The sequence below is a fragment of the Cellulomonas sp. APG4 genome (assembly GCF_009996735.1).
In the GTDB taxonomy this organism is placed as follows: domain Bacteria; phylum Actinomycetota; class Actinomycetes; order Actinomycetales; family Cellulomonadaceae; genus Actinotalea.
This window is the reverse complement of sequence record NZ_JAACYI010000029.1, coordinates 1-16045: the sequence shown is the minus strand read 5'-3', so window position 1 is coordinate 16045 and position 16045 is coordinate 1. Positions and strand designations below refer to the sequence as shown.

Sequence of the window (16045 nt, the reverse complement as noted above, 5' to 3'; positions counted from 1 at the left end):
CCCCTGACCTCGCACCCGCACGGAAGGCGACCCATGACCGCACCGGCACAGCCCGCCAGCACGGCGCTGCGCAGCCTCACCGAGCACGACGTCCCGGTCCCGCTGCGGGACGGCACCGTGCTGCGCGCCGTCGTCACGCGTCCCGCCGACGGCGCCCCGGCCCCCGTGCTGCTCATGCGCTCGCCGTACCCGCTCGAGGGCACCCGGTTCGACGTCGACCCGTGGGGGGTGCTGCGACGCGGGCTCGCCCTCGTGCGCGTGAGCCACCGCGGCACGGGCGCGTCCGCCGGCGGGTTCGAGCCGTGGCGCGACGACGCAGCCGACGGCGCGGACGTCATCTCGTGGTGCGCGGCCCAGCCGTGGTCGAGCGGGGACGTGGTGACGTACGGCCGCTCGTACCTCGCCCAGACCCAGCTCTTCGCGGCCGGCGAGCGGCCACCGGCCCTGCGCGCGATGGGGCTCGGGGTGTGCCCGGGAGACCCGTACGACGTGGTGCACCAGGACGGTGCGCTGCTGCTCGGCTCGGGCCTCGGGTGGGCGCTCGCGCAGGCGGGCGGCGGGCTCGCGCGGGCCGCGGCGCGCGGCGAGGCCGACGACGCCGGCCTCGCGCGGTGGCGTCGTGCGATGGCGGACTTCGACACGATCGTCGCGGGGGACGGACCTGCCGACCTGCCGACGGCCGTGCTCGACGTCGGCCTGCCGAGCTGGCGTGCCTGGGTCGACCACCCCGCGCGCGACGACTGGTGGGCGGCACGCGCGCTGCCGGTGCGCGACCCGCTCCCGTCGTTCTACGTGGGCGGCTGGCACGACATCTTCGTGCGCGGCACCCTGGCCCAGTTCGAGCGGTCCCGGCACCCGGCGTCACGCCTCGTCGTCGGGCCGTGGGGGCACGGGCCGGGGCTCGCCTCGCTCGGCGAGGTGCACCACGGCCTCGAGGCCGACGCCCTGGGCCTGGGGCTCGAGGCCGAGATGCTCGACGCCCTCGCGGGATGGGTGCGGGACGAGCCGACGGACCCGCCCGCGGACCCGCCGGTCCGCCTCTTCCTCATGGGCGCGGGCCGGTGGATCGGTACCCGCGCGTGGCCGCCGCCCGAGAGCCGCGACCGCACGTACTTCCTGCACGGCGACGGCACGTTGGCCGTCGAGCCACCCGCCGTCGGCGCACCACCGGTCACCTACGTGCACGACCCGTCCGACCCCGTCCCGACCCTCGGCGGCCCCAACCTGTTCCTGCGCGGCGAGGCCGCGTACGGCACCGGCTCGTGGGACCAGCGCGCCAAGGACGCGCGGCCCGACGTCGTGCGCTTCGAGACCGCACCGCTCGAGGCCGACCTGGACGTCGTCGGCGTCGTGCGGCTCAGCCTCGTCGCGAGCACGTCGGCGCGGGACGCCGACTGGTGCGCGACGCTCGTCGACGTGCATCCCGACGGGCGGGCGCTCAACGTCGTCGACGGCGTGGTGCGCGCCCGCTTCGCGACCTCCGACACGCACGAGACGCTGCTCGAGCCGGACGTCGCGCACCGCCTCGAGATCGAGGTGGGCCCCACCGCCCAGCGCTTCGCGGCCGGCCATCGGCTGCGCGTCGACGTCGCGAGCTCCAACCACCCGCGGTTCGACGTGAACCCCGGCACTGGCGGCACGTGGGCGCACACCCCGCGGGCCGAGCACGTCGTGGCGCACCAGCGGGTGCACGTGGACCACGACGCGGCGTCGTACCTCACGCTGCCGGTCCTGGACGTCGAGGAGACCCGATGAACCTGAGCCCGCTCGCCCTCGAGGTAGGCCCGCACGTGCTGCGCGGCAGCCTCTACCTGCCCGACGGCGTCGCCGGGCCGTGCCCGACGGCGGTGCTGCACCACGGGTTCGGCGGTTCGCGCACCGAGGCCGGGTCGTTCGTCGACCTCGCGCGGGCCCTGAACGCCCGGGGCGTCGCCGTCGTCGCGATGGACCGTGCCGGTCAGGGTGAGAGCGACGGCGACTTCGCCGACATCTCCGTCGAGCGCGACGTGCGCGACTCGGTCGAGCTCCTCGACAGGATCGCCGAGCTCGACGCGGTCGACGCGCACGACCTGCACCTCGTCGGGCTCAGCATGGGCGCCGTCGTCGCGAGCCTGGTCGCGGCGCAGCGTCCGGAGCGCGTGCGCTCGCTGACGTTCTGGTCGGTCGCCGCGGTGTTCGTCGACGAGATCACGGCCGGGCGGCTCCAGGGCCAGCCCACGGACGTCGTCGAGCGCGTGGGCTGGTTCGACTTCTACGGACGGCGCATCGGCCCTGCGCTGTTCGCCGAGGCGCCGGGGTTCGACGTGTACGGGCGGGCGCGCGGGTACTCCGGGCCGGTGCGCGTGCTGCACGGCGACGCGGACTTCGTGCCCGTCCGCTACGCCGAGGCGTACCGCGAGGTCTACGGCGACGCGATGGAGCTCACCGTGGTCCCCGGAGCGGACCACGGCTGGTCCACGGTGCCCACGCGCGACCTGGTGATCCGGGAGACCGTGGCGATGGTGTGCCGGCACGCGGGGACACGCGTGCGGCCGACGGAGGACGTCGAGGGAGGCGTGTGACATGAGCGGGACCTCACCGCAGGGTGCAGGACGGCGCGGAGGCACGGTGCCCGCCGTGCCCACGGGGCCGCAGCTGATCGCCTACGCCGACCGCCTGGGCGGCTCGGTCGAGGCGCTCGCCGAGCTGCTTCGCGGCCCGTTGGCGGGCGCGTTCGACGGCGTGCACGTGCTGCCCTTCTTCACGCCGTACGACGGCGCGGACGCGGGCTTCGACCCCGTCGACCACGCCACGGTCGACCCCCGTCTGGGCACCTGGGAGGACGTCGCGGCGCTCGCGAGCGACCACGTGGTGATGGCCGACCTCATCGTGAACCACGTCTCGAGCGCGTCGGAGGCGTTCGCCGACGTCGTGCGGCACGGGCGCGCGTCGCGGTGGGCCGAGATGTTCCTCACCTACGGGTCGGTGTTCCCCGACGGCGCGACCGAGGCGGAGCTGGCCGCGATCTACCGCCCCCGGCCGGGCCTGCCGTTCACCGCGATGACCCTGGGCGACGAGCGGCGGCTCGTGTGGACCACGTTCACGCCGCAGCAGGTGGACCTGGACATCCGCAGCCCGCTCGCGTGGGAGTACCTCACGCGCGTGCTCGACGCCCAGACGACGGCCGGGGTGCGCATGGTCCGGCTCGACGCGGTGGGCTACGTCGCCAAGGTGCGCGGGACGAGCTGCTTCATGATCCCCGAGGCCGCCGACGCCGTCGCCCGCGTGCGCGAGCTCGCGCACGAGCGCGGCGCGCAGGTGCTGCTCGAGATCCACGGCTACTACCGCCAGCAGATCGAGATCGCGCGCACGGTGGACCACGTCTACGACTTCGCCCTGCCCCCGCTGCTGCTGCACGCCTTCGCGGCGAGCGACCTGGCACCGCTCGCCCAGTGGCTCTCCGTGCGACCCACCAACGCCGTGACGGTGCTCGACACGCACGACGGCATCGGGATCGTCGACGCCGGACGCGGCCCGGCCGGCGAGCCGGGGCTGCTCGAGGACGCCGAGATCGACCACCTCGTCGAGTGGATCCACGAGCAGAGCCGGGGCGAGAGCCGCCGCGCGACCGGGGGAGCGGCGAGCAACCTCGACCTCTACCAGGTGAACTGCACCTTCTACGACGCTCTGGGCGCACGCGACGACCGGTACCTGCTGGCGCGTCTGATCCAGCTCTTCGTGCCCGGGATCCCGCAGGTCTACTACGTGGGCCTGCTCGCGGGGAGCAACGACATGGAGCTCCTCGAGCGCACGGGCGTGGGCCGCGACATCAACCGGCACCACTTCACCCCGGCGGAGGTGGACGCGGCCCTGTCGCGCGACGTCGTACGGCGCCAGCTCGCGGCGTTGCGCCTGCGCGCGGGGCACCCGGCGTTCGGGGGCGCGGCCACGTGGGCCGTCGACGGCCCCGTGCTGCACGTGGCGTGGGCGCACGGCGAGCACCGGGCCGAGCTCGTGGCCGACGTCGCCCGGGCTGACGGCGAGCTCCGCGTGACGGATCACGACGGCGTGCTCCGTACCGCCTCCCTCGGCGACCTCGAGCAGCTCGAGCTCCCGACCCGTCCCTGACCCCAGCACCCTCAGCCCCGCCCCACCAAGCCCGATCTCGGCGGTGCGGGTGCGGGTCGGCGCCCGCGGGGTGGACCGGAGGTGACAGCACGAGTTAGGTGAGGCTAACCTCGCGCCCGTGACCACCTCGGGTGCCGCGCTCAGCGGCCACGGACTGCGCCTCGCGTACCACGGGACCGTCGTCGTGCCCGGGGCCGACGTCGCACTCGCGCCCGGCCGGGTCACCGCGCTCGTCGGGCCCAACGGCTCGGGCAAGTCGACCGTGCTGCGGGCGCTCGCCCGCCTGCACCGCGCGGAGGCCGGCGACGTGCGGCTCGATGACCAGGACGCCTCGGCGTTGAGCGCCAAGGAGTTCGCGCGGCGCGTGACGCTGCTCTCGCAGTCACGTCCCACGCCGTCGGGCGTGAGCGTGCGCGAGGTGGTCGGCTACGGCCGCCACCCGTACCGCGGCCGCTGGCGCCAGGACGACCCCGACGGTGCGCGGGCGATCGCGTGGGCGATGGAGGTCACGGGTGTGGCCGCCATGGCGGAGCGGGCGGTCGACGAGCTGTCGGGCGGGGAGCGCCAACGCGTGTGGCTCGCGACCTGTCTCGCGCAGGACACGCGCGTGCTGCTGCTCGACGAGCCCACCACCTACCTCGACCTGCGCTACCAGGTCGAGATCCTCGACCTGGTGCGTGACCTCGCCGACGAGCACGGCGTCGCGGTGGGTGTGGTGCTGCACGACCTCGACCAGGCCGCGGCCGTCGCCGACCACGTGGTGCTCCTCAGTCGGGGAGAGGTGGTCGGTGCGGGCACCGCCGTCGAGGTGCTCACCGCGGACGCACTCACGGCGACCTACGGCCTGCGCGTCGAGGTCACGGTGCACGACGGCGTCGTACGCACCCACCCGGTGGGCCGGCACGTGCGCCGTCGTCGTCCCGCCGAGCCCGAGCTCGCACCCCTGTGAGCACCTGACCGTCCCTCTCGCGCGCGGCCGGCGCGCCCCAGCCCCACTGCCGTCCGTCTCCACCCATCACCGAGGACACCCATGCGAACCCTGCGCACCCTTCCCGCCGCCGTCGTGACCGGCGCCGTCGCAGCCCTGCTGCTGTCTGCCTGCGGCACCACCGAGGCCCCCGCGGCCGAGTCGGACCCGGCCACCGCCGCGCCCGAGGACGCGGGTCCCGTCACCGTGACCGACGACCGCGGCGAGGTCACGCTCGACGCTCCCGCGACGGACGTCGTCTCGCTCGAGTGGGGGCTCACCGAGAACCTGCTGACCCTCGGCGTGACCCCCGTGGGCCAGGCCGACGTCGCCGGCTACAACACCTGGGCGACCGTGGTCCCGCTCGACGAGTCCGTGCCCGACGTCGGCATGCGGGGCGAGCCGAGCCTCGAGGCGATCGCGGCCCTCGACGCGGACCTCGTGGTCGCGACGACGGATCTGCCCGAGGAGGTCATCGCCCAGCTCGAGGAGCAGGTGCCCGTCATCGCGCTGCGCGGCTCGGACGCCTCCGACCCGATCGGCCACATGGAGCGCACGCTCGACGTGCTCGCCACGGCGACCGGCACGCAGGACGCGGCCGAGGCGGCGCTCGCCGACCTCGACGCGACGGTCGAGCAGGCCAAGGCCGACCTCGCGGAGGCGGGGCTCGAGGGCGCGTCGTACGCGATGGCCGACGGCTGGCTCGCCGACGGCGCGGTGTCGATCCGCATGTACACCGAGGGCTCCTACCTGGGCGGGCTCGCGGGCCTGCTCGGCCTCGAGAACGCGTGGACCGGCGAGGGCGACCCCGACTACGGGCTCGCGTCGACCGACGTCGAGGGCCTCACGCAGCTGGGCGAGGGCACGCACTTCCTGTACGTCGCCAACGACGGCGCGGGCGGCGACCCGTTCGTCGACGGCCTCACCGGCAACGCCGTGTGGGAGCAGCTGCCGTTCGTGACCGCGGACGCGACCCACCGCCTGCCCGACGGCATCTGGATGTTCGGCGGCCCGGCCTCGGGCCAGGCCTGGGTCGAGGCGGCCGTGGAGGCCCTGACCTCGTGAGCCTCGACGTCGACGCACGGCCCGCGGCCGCCCGGGGAGCCCCGGCGGCCGCGGTCGCGCCACGCGTGCGCCCGGCACGGGTCGTCGCGGTGCTGGTCGCGGCCGCGCTCGCCGTCGTCGTCGTCGCCCTCGCCGACCTCGCGGTCGGTACCTCGGACGTGCGGGCGTCCGACCTGCTCGGCCTGCTGCTCGGCAACCGCGACGACCAGGCGCTCGCCGTGCTGGTCGCGTCGCGCGCGCCGCGCGTGGTCGCGGGACTGCTCGTGGGCGCGGCGCTCGGGGCGTCCGGTGCCGCGCTCCAGTCGATCGCGCGCAACCCCCTCGCGTCGCCCGACACGCTCGCCGTCAACGCGGGGGCGTACTTCCTGGTGGTGCTCGCGGGTGTGCTGGGGCTGAGCCTCCCGTTCGCGGTGAGCGGCGGGCTCGCCTTCGTGGGCGGGCTGGCGGCGTCCGGGTTCGTGCTCGCGATCTCGCGCGGCGGGCAGGAGGGCCCCGCCCGGCTCGTGCTCGCGGGTTCGGCCACCATGCTCGCGCTGTCGTCGCTCACCTACCTGCTCATGCTCCTGTTCGAGCAGGAGACCCAAGGCATGTTCGCGTGGGGTGAGGGCTCGATCGTCCAGACCGGCTCCGGGCGCGTGACGCAGGCGGCGCCCGTGGTGCTGCTCACGCTCGTCGTCCTCGTGCTGTGGGCCCGGCGCCTGGACGTGCTCGCGCTCGGGGACGACGCGGCCGCGGTGCTCGGGATGCACGTGCGCCGCACGCGGCTGGTCACCGTGCTGCTCGCGGTGCTCCTCGCCGCGCTCGCGGTGACGATCGCGGGGCCGGTCGGGTTCGTCGGTCTCGCAGCCCCGGTGATCGCGCGACTCGTCGCGGCCCGCGTCCCGGGCCTGCACCGGCACCGGCTGCTCGTGCCGTTCGCATCCCTCGTCGGCTGCGTCGTGGTCCTCACGGCGGACCTGCTGATCCGCCTGCTCGTCCCACTCCGCACGGGCGTGATGATCCCCACCGGTGTCCTGACCACGTTGCTGGGCGCGGCGCTGGTCGTGTGGCTCGCGCGCCGCATGCGCGGCTCCGGGCCGGTGCGCACGACGGCGGCGGTGGGCTCACGACCGGTGACGCGCGGCCGTCACCTGCTGGTGGTCGGCGCGCTGACGGCGCTCGTCACGGGTGCGCTCATCGCGGGGCTGCTCCTCGGTGACCGGATGCTGCTGCTCGGCGACGTCGCCAACTGGCTGCGGGGCACCAGCGGCACGCAGGTCAGCTTCGTGCTCGACCAGCGCGTGCCGCGCGTCCTCGCGGCGCTCCTCGCGGGTGCCGCCCTCGGCCTCGCGGGCACCACCGTGCAGGGCGTGGTGCGCAACCCGCTCGCCGAACCGGGCCTGCTGGGCATCACCGCGGGGGCGGGGGTGGGCGCCGTGCTCGCCGTCGTGCTGGTGCCCGGAGCCTCGGTGTGGGTCGCGGCCGGGGCCGCCGTCGTGGGCGCGCTCGCGACGTTCGCCCTGGTCAACGCCCTCGCGACGCGACGCGGGCTGAGCTCGGAGCGCCTCGTCCTCGTGGGCATCGGCGTCTCCGCCGCGGGCACCTCGCTCATCACGTTGCTCGTGGTCGTCTCGAGCCCGTGGAACACGACGATGGTGCTGACCTGGCTCTCGGGCTCGACCTACGGGCGCACGGCGGCGCAGGTGTGGCCCGTGGCGGTCGCGCTGCTGCTCACCGTGCTGCTCGTGCGGTGGCGGCGGGACCTCGACGTGCTCGCACTCGACGACGACCTGCCGCGCGTGCTGGGCGTGCCGCTCGAGCGCACCCGGCTGGGCCTGCTGACCGTGGCGGCCGCGCTCACCGCGGCCTCGGTCTCGGCCGTCGGCGTGGTCGGCTTCGTGGGCCTCGTCGCACCGCACCTCGCGCGCACGCTCGTGGGCTCGTCGCACGCGCGGGTGATCCCCGTCGCGGCCCTGCTGGGTGCGCTCCTGCTGGGGCTCGCGGACACGCTGGGCCGCACGGTCATCGCGCCCGCACAGATCCCCGCAGGCCTGGTCACCGCGTTGATCGGGGCGCCGTACTTCGTGCACCTGCTCTGGCGCACGCGTCGCATAGCCTGACGACCATGACCGACGCGCCCCCGCCGTTCGACGTCCAGGCCGAGCTCGCGGCGCTGTCGCGGGCCGTGCGGCGCACCGACCGGACCACGGTCACCGCGACCCTGACGCGTACCTTCCCCGCCTCGGCCGACGCCGTGTGGGCGGCCCTGACCGAGCCCGACCGTGTCGCGGCGTGGTTCTACCCGCTCAGCGGCGACCTGCGACGCGGGGGCACCTATCAGCTCGAGGGCAGCATGGGCGGGCGCATCCGCCGCTGCGAGCCGGGCCGTCGGCTCGAGGTCACGTTCGGGATGAAGCAGAGCACGGTCGACGTGCGTCTCACCGCGGACGACGGCGGCACGCGGCTCGAGCTCGCGCACGGGGTGCCGCTCGCGCTCGCAGGCAGCGGTGCGGCCGCGCTCTACGTGGGGCCCGGCTGGGACGGCGCCCTCGTCGTCCTCGGCCTGCACCTCGCCGGGATCGAGGTGGGCGACCCGCTCGTGCTCGCGTCCACGCCCCTCATGGCGAAGGTGCACGACGGCGCCGTCGACGCGTGGGCCGAGGCGGTGGTCGCGTCGGGCACGGCGACCGCCGAGCAGGTCGTCACGGCCCGCGGCGCCGTCGCCCGGGCAGCGACCCAGGCCTGAGCAGCCACACCCCGCGACCCGTCACCCACGCGGGGCGGGAGCGCGAGAAGTGTCACGTCCGTCACGGAGCGCGACCGGCGGTCGACGTCTTCACCCGGTGAGAGGACCTAGGTCCCCTCTCGCGACGGGGTGCGCTGGACGAACCCATGGGCGACGCGCGGCACCGGGCTGCGAGGGGGCGTCGTCCTGTGAGCCTGCGAGGTCCACGATGACCGCCACCGCCTCCTCCCGCACCGCCACCGACGACGTCGCCGCCGTGCCGCCCGGCCGCCGGTACACGCTACGCGCGCGGATCCTCAGCTTCGCGGGAGGGCTCGCGGCGTCGCTCGCGGTCGTCGCCGGCGTCGCGTTCGTGGCCCTCGAGCACGCCGCCGACGCGGCCGACGAGATGGGGACCGCCCAGGTCGCCGTCAAGGGGTCCCTCGTCGACCTCAAGGACGCGCTGTGGACGGTGCGGAACTCGGTCTCCGCGCTGGGTGCGTACGAGGCGCCCGAGCTCAAGGAGGCCCAGCTCGCGAAGGTCGACGCCGCGTGGGCGGGGCTCGACGAGGCCATGCCCACGTTCCTCGCGGCCTTCACCGACGAGACGGGTGGCGAGCCCACGCAGTGGCAGGAGTTCGTGGTCTCGCTGGCCGCCTACCGTGACGTCGTCAACGGCGACCTCGAGGCCGCGGCGATGAGCGACGACCGCGCGCTGTGGGCGCAGGTGCGCGACGGCAGCGCGGCCGAGCTCGGCGGCACGCTGGTGGCCGACCTGACCGCGATCGAGGACGAGGTGGACGCGCTCGTCGTGGGCGTCGCGGAGGAGTCGCACCACGGCGCCCACGCGGCCCAGCGGGTCATGCTCGCGTCGTCCGCGGTGGCGATCCTGCTCGCGCTCGGTCTCGGCCTGCGGATGGCGGCGCGCATCCGGGCGACCGTCCGGGACGTGCACGGGTCGGTGCGCGCGATGGCCGACGGCGACCTCACGGTGGTCCCGACGGCGCGCTCCAACGACGAGCTGGGTGACATGGCCCGTGCCCTCGAGGAGGCGCTCGTGTCGCTGCGCGCGACGCTCGGCGGCGCGGTCGAGGTGGCTGAGACGGTCGCGGCCTCTGCCGAGCAGCTCGCGCTCGCCAACTCCCAGGTGGCCGAGGAGGCCGAGGCCGCGTCGACGCAGGCGGGTGTGGTGGCGGCTGCGGCGGAGCAGGTGTCGCGGAACGTGCAGACGGTGGCGGCGGGTGCGGAGCAGATGGGTGCGTCGATCCGGGAGATCGCGCAGAACGCGTCGGAGGCGGCGAAGGTGGCGTCGCAGGCGACGGGGGTGGCGGAGCACACGAATGCGACGGTGACGAAGCTGGGTGTGTCGTCTCAGGAGATCGGGAACGTGGTGAAGGTGATCACGACGATCGCGGAGCAGACGAACCTGCTGGCCCTGAACGCGACGATCGAGGCCGCGCGCGCCGGTGAGGCGGGCAAGGGCTTCGCCGTCGTCGCGGGTGAGGTCAAGGAGCTGGCGCAGGAGACGGCGCGGGCGACGGAGGACATCGCGCGTCGGGTCGAGGCGATCCAGGCTGATACGACGGGTGCGGTGGGTGCGATCGGTCAGATCAGCGAGATCATCGCGGCGATCAACGACTACCAGCTGACGATCGCGTCGGCGGTGGAGGAGCAGACGGCGACGACGAACGAGATGTCGCGGTCGGTGACCGAGGCCGCGACGGGCTCGAGCGAGATCGCCCAGAACATCACCGGCGTCGCGGCGTCGTCGGCCGCCTCGAGCGAGGTGCTCGTGGACGTGGGTGCGTCGGTCGAGATGATCGCGACCCTCGCGGGCGAGCTCCGCACCTCGCTCGCAGGCTTCAAGCACTGACCCGCCCGACTCCCGTCCCCTCTGCCCGCCCCTGCCTGACGGCCGAGTTCGCCCTCGCGCACCGAGTTCGCACACTCGGGCGTGCGAACTCGGTGCGGCCGTGCGAACTCGCGGCTGACGGCGGGCTCGCGCTGTGGACGAGGGCGAGTGAGGGGGGTGGGCGCACCAGAGTGCGAGGGTGAGCCGACGCCCCGGGGCCCTCTCGCCCGAGCCTCCCGTCCTGCCGCACCTCCACCTCGCCGGCGACTACCACCGTGCTGTCGTGGGCAGCCTCGTGGCGGAGGGCGCGTGGGTCCGGGTCAGGCCGGCCGCCTACGCCGACGCCGCCACCGTCGGCACGGGTCCGCGTGCCCTCGCGCTGGCACGGATCGCCGCCGCGGCTGTCCAGCTCCGGGCGGACGCCGTGCTGAGCCACACGTCGGCGGCCCTGCTCTGGGGTCTGCCGACGCTGCGCGTACCTCAGGTCACCCACGTGGTGCAGCGGTTCCGCGCGCGTACCGGCGCCAGCCCGGACGTGGTGCGCCACTTCTACGAGCTCCACGACGACGACGTCGTCTCGCTCGGGGGCGTGCGCGTCACGAGCCTCGAGCGGACGGTGGTCGACTGTGCGATGTCCGAGCCAGTGCGCGGCGGGGTGGTCGTGGCCGATGCGGCGCTGCACGCCGGCGCCGACCGTGCTCGCTGCGAGGCGATCGCGCGCCGCATGGTCGGGCGCCGGGGTGTGGTTTGCGCACGCACCGTCCTGGAGGTGGCCGACGACGGCGCCGAGTCGGCCGGCGAGAGCCTGGCGCGAGTCCGTTGCTCGCGATCGGCCTCCCGCGCCCCGAGACCCAGGTCCCGGTCGCCACGCGGCTCGGCACCTACTGGGCGGACCTCGGCTGGCCGGAGGCGCGTGTCCTGGCCGAGTACGACGGCGAGGCCAAGTACACCGACGCGTCCCGGGACGTCGTCGTGCGGGAGAAGAGACGCGAGGACGCACTGCTGGACGAGGGCTGGCGCATGCTCCGCCTGACCAAGGACGACCTCCGGCACCCGGCGACCCTGACCCGCCGCGCCCGCCCCCTGTTCCCCGGCATCCCCCTGACCCCGCGCCCGGACCTCACCCTCTGACTGCCCTCCGGGCTCGCTGGCTGGTGAGTTCGCACACCCGCACCGAGTTCGCACACTCGGGGGTGCGAACTCGGTGCGTCAGTGCGAACTCGGTGCGTCAGTGCGAACTCGACGGGTGGGAGGGGTTCGTGGTGGCAGCGCGGGACGGGGGCGGGCGGGTGGCGGGCGTCGTAGGGTCGGCGGGTGACGGTGGGGGACGTGCTGGACTGGCGACGGCGGGTCGCGGAGCTGTACCGGGAGGTCCGGGCCGTGCCCGAGCCCGCCGTCGGGCACGCGCTGTGGGTGGACGGGCGCGCGCGGCTGCTGCGGGAGCACGCGGCCTCCCCCGTCCCGCCCGAGGAGCGCGGCACCACGCGTGCTGGGGAGGTCGCGCCCTACGACCCCGCGTTTCGGTTCGTCGTCCCGGTCGAGCAGGGGCTGCCCGCCGAGCGCCGCGAGGTGATGACCGGGACCGACGGCGTGGTGCCGCTCGAGCGTGTGGGGCGGGTGCGGCTCGGGGAGCTGGGCAGCCTCGACGTGTGGTGGGTCGCGAGCTACGGCGGCGGCCTGTTCGTGCCGCTGCGGGACGCGACGAGCGCACGCAGCACCTACGGCGGCGGGCGGTACCTGCTGGACACGATCAAGGGCGCCGACCTGGGCGGCGGCCTCGACGCGCTCGTGCTGGACCTCAACTTCGCCTACCCGCCGTCGTGCGCGTACGACCCCGCGTGGGCCTGCCCGCTGCCGGGGCCGGGCAACAGGCTCGCCGGCGCGGTGCCGGTCGGAGAGCTGACAGCGCCGTCTCCGTGACCTGAGCGCGTGTGACTGGGCGGCGGGATCCGCACGTGCAAGGCCCTCGGATCTCGGTCAGCGAGCATGATCGAGTAGACAACGTTGTCTGATCGTTATCCACGCGGAGCAGACGACTGTTTGACCCGGCCGCGAGCCTCGGGTAGACATCCGGAGACAACGTTGTCAGGCGTCATCGACGCCGCTCACCCCAGGGAGACCGACCAGTGACTGCATCACGCACCCCTGCACGAATCGGGCGTCGTTCCGCCACGGTGATGGCCCTCGGCAGTGCGGCGGCCCTCACGCTCGCCGCCTGCAGCTCGGACACCGGCGGTGGGAACCCCGAGGCCGTGGCCGAGGGGGAGGAGGTCGGCGTCTCGCTGATCGTCAAGACCACCACCAACCCCTTCTTCGTCGCCATGCAGGAGGGGGCGGAGGCGGCCGCGGCAGACCTCGACGTCAACCTCACCTTTGCCGCGGGCCGTGAGGACGGGGACGAGGACAGCCAGATCCAGGCGATCGAGAACGCCATCTCGCAGGGCCAGGCCGGCATCCTGATCACCCCCAACGGCCCCGCCGTGGTCGACGCCGTCGAGCGGGCTCGCGACGCGGGTCTCTACGTGATCGCCCTCGACACCCCGCCCGACCCGGCGAGCGCCGTCGACATCACGTTCGCGACCGACAACTTCGACGCGGGCCTCCGGATCGGGGAGTGGACCGCCGGACACCTCGACGGAGAGGACGCCGTGATCGCGCTGCTCGACCTGTTCGACGACAAGATCGTCTCGGTCGACTACAACCGCGACCAGGGCTTCCTCACCGGCATGGGCATCGATGTGGCCGATGAGCAGCGCAACGGCGACGAGGCCCCTACCGGCAGCTACAGCGGTGGGAAGTACACCATCGTCTGCAACGAGGCGACCAACGGGGCCGAGGACGGCGGGGCGACGGCGATGGAGAACTGCCTCTCGAAGAACCCGGACATCAACGTCGTCTACACGATCAACGAGCCGGCCGCCTACGGCGCCTACCAGGTGCTCCAGAGCGCTGGGAAGGCCGAGGACGTGACGCTCGTCTCGGTCGACGGTGGTTGCGCCGGCGTCGGCTACGTGAGCGACGGCGTCATCGCGGCGACCTCGCAGCAGTACCCCGTGCGGATGGCCGAGGAGGGGGTGCGGGCCATCGCCGAGCTCGCTCGGGGCGGTGAGGCCCCCGAGCCGACCGAGGGCCTCGACTTCTTCGACACCGGCGTCGCCCTGGTGACCGACCAGCCGGTGGACGGGGTCGAGAGCATCGACAGCGCCGAGGCGGAGGAGATCTGCTGGGGCTGACCCTCACGCGCGGTGGGTGCGGAGTGGCTCCGCACCCACCGCGCACCCGCCCGCGGGCACCGCGTCCGCGCGGCGCCGCAGCCCGTCCTCGAGGAGGAGAGACATGATTTCTGGCACAGCGCCACCCGCCGCCGCGGCTCCGGCGGGGGACACCCACGTCGCCCAGGACTTCCTTCGGCACCAGACCGTCGGCGGCCGCATCCAGTCCGTGCTGCACCGGCACCCGGCCCTCAGCCCGGCTGTCGTCCTGGTCCTGTCGATCGTCGTGTTCGGCGTCCTCAACGACAGGTTCCTGCGGCCGGAGAACCTCTCGCTGGTGACGCAGCAGGTCGCCGTCGTCGGCGCGCTCGCGGTCGGGCAGACGCTCATCATCCTCACGGCCGGCATCGACCTGTCCGTGGGCGCGGTGATGGTGCTCGGCTCGATGGTGATGGCGCAGACCGCGACGGCCAACGGCGTGCCCGGGGTGCTCGCCCTCGGGCTCGGCCTCGTGGTCGGCTTGGCCGCGGGCGCGGTCAACGGTTTCCTGGTGACCAAGGTCAAGCTGCCGCCCTTCATCGTCACCCTCGGGACCCTCAACGTCTTCCTCGCCCTCACGCTGCTCTACTCGCGTGGCGCCACGGTGCGCGGGGCCGACCTGCCGGCGATCCTCACCTGGACCGGGCAGGCGTTCAACGTCGGCGGCGTGCGGATCACCGCCGGGGTGCTGCTGATGCTCGCGCTGTACGCGGTCATCGCCTACGCGCTCGGACGCACCGCCTGGGGACGTCACGTGTACGCCGTGGGGGACGACAAGGAGGCCGCGAGCCTTGCCGGCATCAAGGTCGGCCGCGTGCTCATGAGCGTCTACGTGACCGCCGGCGCGGCGTTCGCGCTCGCCGGCTGGATCCTGGTCGGCCGGATCAACGCGGCCAGCCCGAACGCGGGGGCCGACGCGAACCTCGACTCGATCACGGCCGTCGTGATCGGCGGGACGAGCCTGTTCGGCGGACGCGGGATCGTGTGGGGGAGCCTGCTCGGCGCGCTCATCGTCGGCGTCTTCCGCAACGGGCTGTCCCTGGCGGGTGTGGACCAGCTCTACCAGACCCTCACGGTGGGTTTGCTCGTGATCGTCGCCGTCTCGGTCGACCAGTGGATCCGGAAGGGACGAGCGTGATGACGCAGGAACGAGCAGCACGGGAGCCGGTGCTCCGGGCGCGCGGCCTGGTCAAGACCTTCGGCAGGGTGATCGCCCTCGACGGTGTCGACCTGGAGCTCTACCCCGGAGAGGTGCTGGCGATCATCGGCGACAACGGCGCCGGCAAGTCCTCGTTGATCAAGTGCTTGTCGGGTGCGTACCAGCCGGACAAGGGTGAGCTGTTGCTCGACGGCCGGCAGGTCGCCTTCGACGGCCCGCAGGACGCCCGGGCGGCGGGCATCGAGACCGTCTACCAGAACCTCGCGGTCTCACCCGCCCTGGACATCGCGAGCAACCTCTACCTGGGCCGTGAGGAGCGCCGCCCGGGGGTGCTGGGCTCGGTCTTCCGGATGCTCGACGCCAAGGGCATGCGCGAGAGGTCCGAGCAGCAGGTCAAGGCCTTGGGGATCACCACCCTCCAGGACATGGGGCAGTCGGTCGAGACGCTCTCTGGTGGGCAGCGGCAGGCGGTGGCGGTCGCGCGGGCCGCAGCGTTCGGGTCCAAGGTGGTCATCCTGGACGAGCCGACCGCTGCCCTGGGTGTCCGCGAGGGCGGGCAGGTGCTGCAGATGATCCGGGACCTCCGCGACCGGGGGCTGCCGGTGATCCTGATCAGCCACAACATGCCGCACGTGTTCGAGGTGGCCGACAGGATCCACATCCAGCGGCTCGGCAGGCGCATCGCCGTCGTGAGCCCGGAGACGCACACTCCTCAGGACGCCGTCGCGATCATGACGGGAGCGCAGGCCGCCTGACGGGGGTGTCCGGGCGACGCGGGGCGGGGCCGGGGCCCCGGGGGCCCCGGCCCCCCCCCCCGGCGGCCCCGGGGCGGGCCCCCCCGCCGGGGCCCGTCCCCCCGGGCACGGGACCCACCCGGTTGCCGGGGTGTACCCCCCCCGGGGCGCGGGGGCGGGGCCCGGGGGTCCTGCCCCACCCCCCC

13 protein-coding genes are annotated in these 16045 nt (G+C 74.3%); all 13 read left to right on the top strand.

Annotated features, from left to right (window positions below; genetic code table 11):
- Positions 1–33: 33 nt before the first annotated feature.
- Entirely contained in the window at positions 34–1755 is a 1722-nt protein-coding gene (locus GXB85_RS16225) for a CocE/NonD family hydrolase (protein ID WP_161918709.1), read from the top strand.
- Complete coding sequence (locus tag GXB85_RS16220) at positions 1752–2561, top strand: alpha/beta hydrolase (RefSeq protein WP_161918708.1); 810 nt, start codon at positions 1752–1754, stop codon at positions 2559–2561. The genes GXB85_RS16225 and GXB85_RS16220 overlap by 4 nt, the downstream gene beginning before the upstream one ends.
- A 1-nt stretch (position 2562) precedes the next feature.
- Positions 2563–4107 (top strand): sucrose phosphorylase, encoded by a 1545-nt coding sequence (gene gtfA / locus GXB85_RS16215; RefSeq protein WP_161918707.1) that lies wholly within the window; start codon positions 2563–2565, stop codon positions 4105–4107.
- 118 nt (positions 4108–4225) lie between these two features.
- Complete coding sequence (locus GXB85_RS16210; RefSeq protein ID WP_161918706.1) at positions 4226–5056, top strand: ABC transporter ATP-binding protein; 831 nt, start codon at positions 4226–4228, stop codon at positions 5054–5056.
- 81 nt (positions 5057–5137) lie between these two features.
- Positions 5138–6139, top strand: coding sequence for an ABC transporter substrate-binding protein (locus tag GXB85_RS16205; RefSeq protein ID WP_161918705.1), 1002 nt, complete (start codon positions 5138–5140; stop codon positions 6137–6139).
- On the top strand, positions 6136–8238 hold the full coding sequence (locus GXB85_RS16200; protein WP_161918704.1) for an iron ABC transporter permease: 2103 nt from the start codon (positions 6136–6138) through the stop codon (positions 8236–8238). Before GXB85_RS16205 ends, GXB85_RS16200 begins: the two co-directional genes overlap by 4 nt.
- 5 nt (positions 8239–8243) lie before the next feature.
- Positions 8244–8864: an SRPBCC domain-containing protein gene (locus GXB85_RS16195; RefSeq protein WP_161918703.1), complete on the top strand. Its 621-nt coding sequence runs from the start codon at positions 8244–8246 to the stop codon at positions 8862–8864.
- A gap of 208 nt (positions 8865–9072) precedes the next feature.
- Entirely contained in the window at positions 9073–10716 is a 1644-nt protein-coding gene (locus tag GXB85_RS16190) for a methyl-accepting chemotaxis protein (protein WP_161918702.1), read from the top strand.
- 798 nt (positions 10717–11514) lie between these two features.
- A complete protein-coding gene (locus tag GXB85_RS16185; RefSeq protein ID WP_161918701.1) occupies positions 11515–11826 on the top strand; it encodes a hypothetical protein in 312 nt (103 codons plus the stop codon).
- A gap of 183 nt (positions 11827–12009) precedes the next feature.
- Positions 12010–12615, top strand: coding sequence for a DUF1684 domain-containing protein (locus GXB85_RS16180; RefSeq protein ID WP_161918700.1), 606 nt, complete (start codon positions 12010–12012; stop codon positions 12613–12615).
- A gap of 257 nt (positions 12616–12872) precedes the next feature.
- On the top strand, positions 12873–13928 hold the full coding sequence (locus GXB85_RS16175) for a substrate-binding domain-containing protein (RefSeq protein WP_161918699.1): 1056 nt from the start codon (positions 12873–12875) through the stop codon (positions 13926–13928).
- A 103-nt stretch (positions 13929–14031) separates the two neighbouring features.
- Positions 14032–15084, top strand: coding sequence for an ABC transporter permease (locus tag GXB85_RS16170; protein WP_161918698.1), 1053 nt, complete (start codon positions 14032–14034; stop codon positions 15082–15084).
- Positions 15084–15860, top strand: coding sequence for an ATP-binding cassette domain-containing protein (locus tag GXB85_RS16165; RefSeq protein WP_161918697.1), 777 nt, complete (start codon positions 15084–15086; stop codon positions 15858–15860). Before GXB85_RS16170 ends, GXB85_RS16165 begins: the two co-directional genes overlap by 1 nt.
- Positions 15861–16045: the final 185 nt, after the last annotated feature.

Coding starts and splice junctions, on each gene's coding strand:
- GXB85_RS16225 (WP_161918709.1), top strand. CDS start 34: ATGACCGCACCGGCACAGCCCGCCAGCACGGCGCTGCGCAGCCTCACC.
- GXB85_RS16220 (WP_161918708.1), top strand. CDS start 1,752: ATGAACCTGAGCCCGCTCGCCCTCGAGGTAGGCCCGCACGTGCTGCGC.
- gtfA (WP_161918707.1), top strand. CDS start 2,563: ATGAGCGGGACCTCACCGCAGGGTGCAGGACGGCGCGGAGGCACGGTG.
- GXB85_RS16205 (WP_161918705.1), top strand. CDS start 5,138: ATGCGAACCCTGCGCACCCTTCCCGCCGCCGTCGTGACCGGCGCCGTC.
- GXB85_RS16195 (WP_161918703.1), top strand. CDS start 8,244: ATGACCGACGCGCCCCCGCCGTTCGACGTCCAGGCCGAGCTCGCGGCG.
- GXB85_RS16190 (WP_161918702.1), top strand. CDS start 9,073: ATGACCGCCACCGCCTCCTCCCGCACCGCCACCGACGACGTCGCCGCC.
- GXB85_RS16175 (WP_161918699.1), top strand. CDS start 12,873: ATGGCCCTCGGCAGTGCGGCGGCCCTCACGCTCGCCGCCTGCAGCTCG.
- GXB85_RS16170 (WP_161918698.1), top strand. CDS start 14,032: ATGATTTCTGGCACAGCGCCACCCGCCGCCGCGGCTCCGGCGGGGGAC.
- GXB85_RS16165 (WP_161918697.1), top strand. CDS start 15,084: ATGACGCAGGAACGAGCAGCACGGGAGCCGGTGCTCCGGGCGCGCGGC.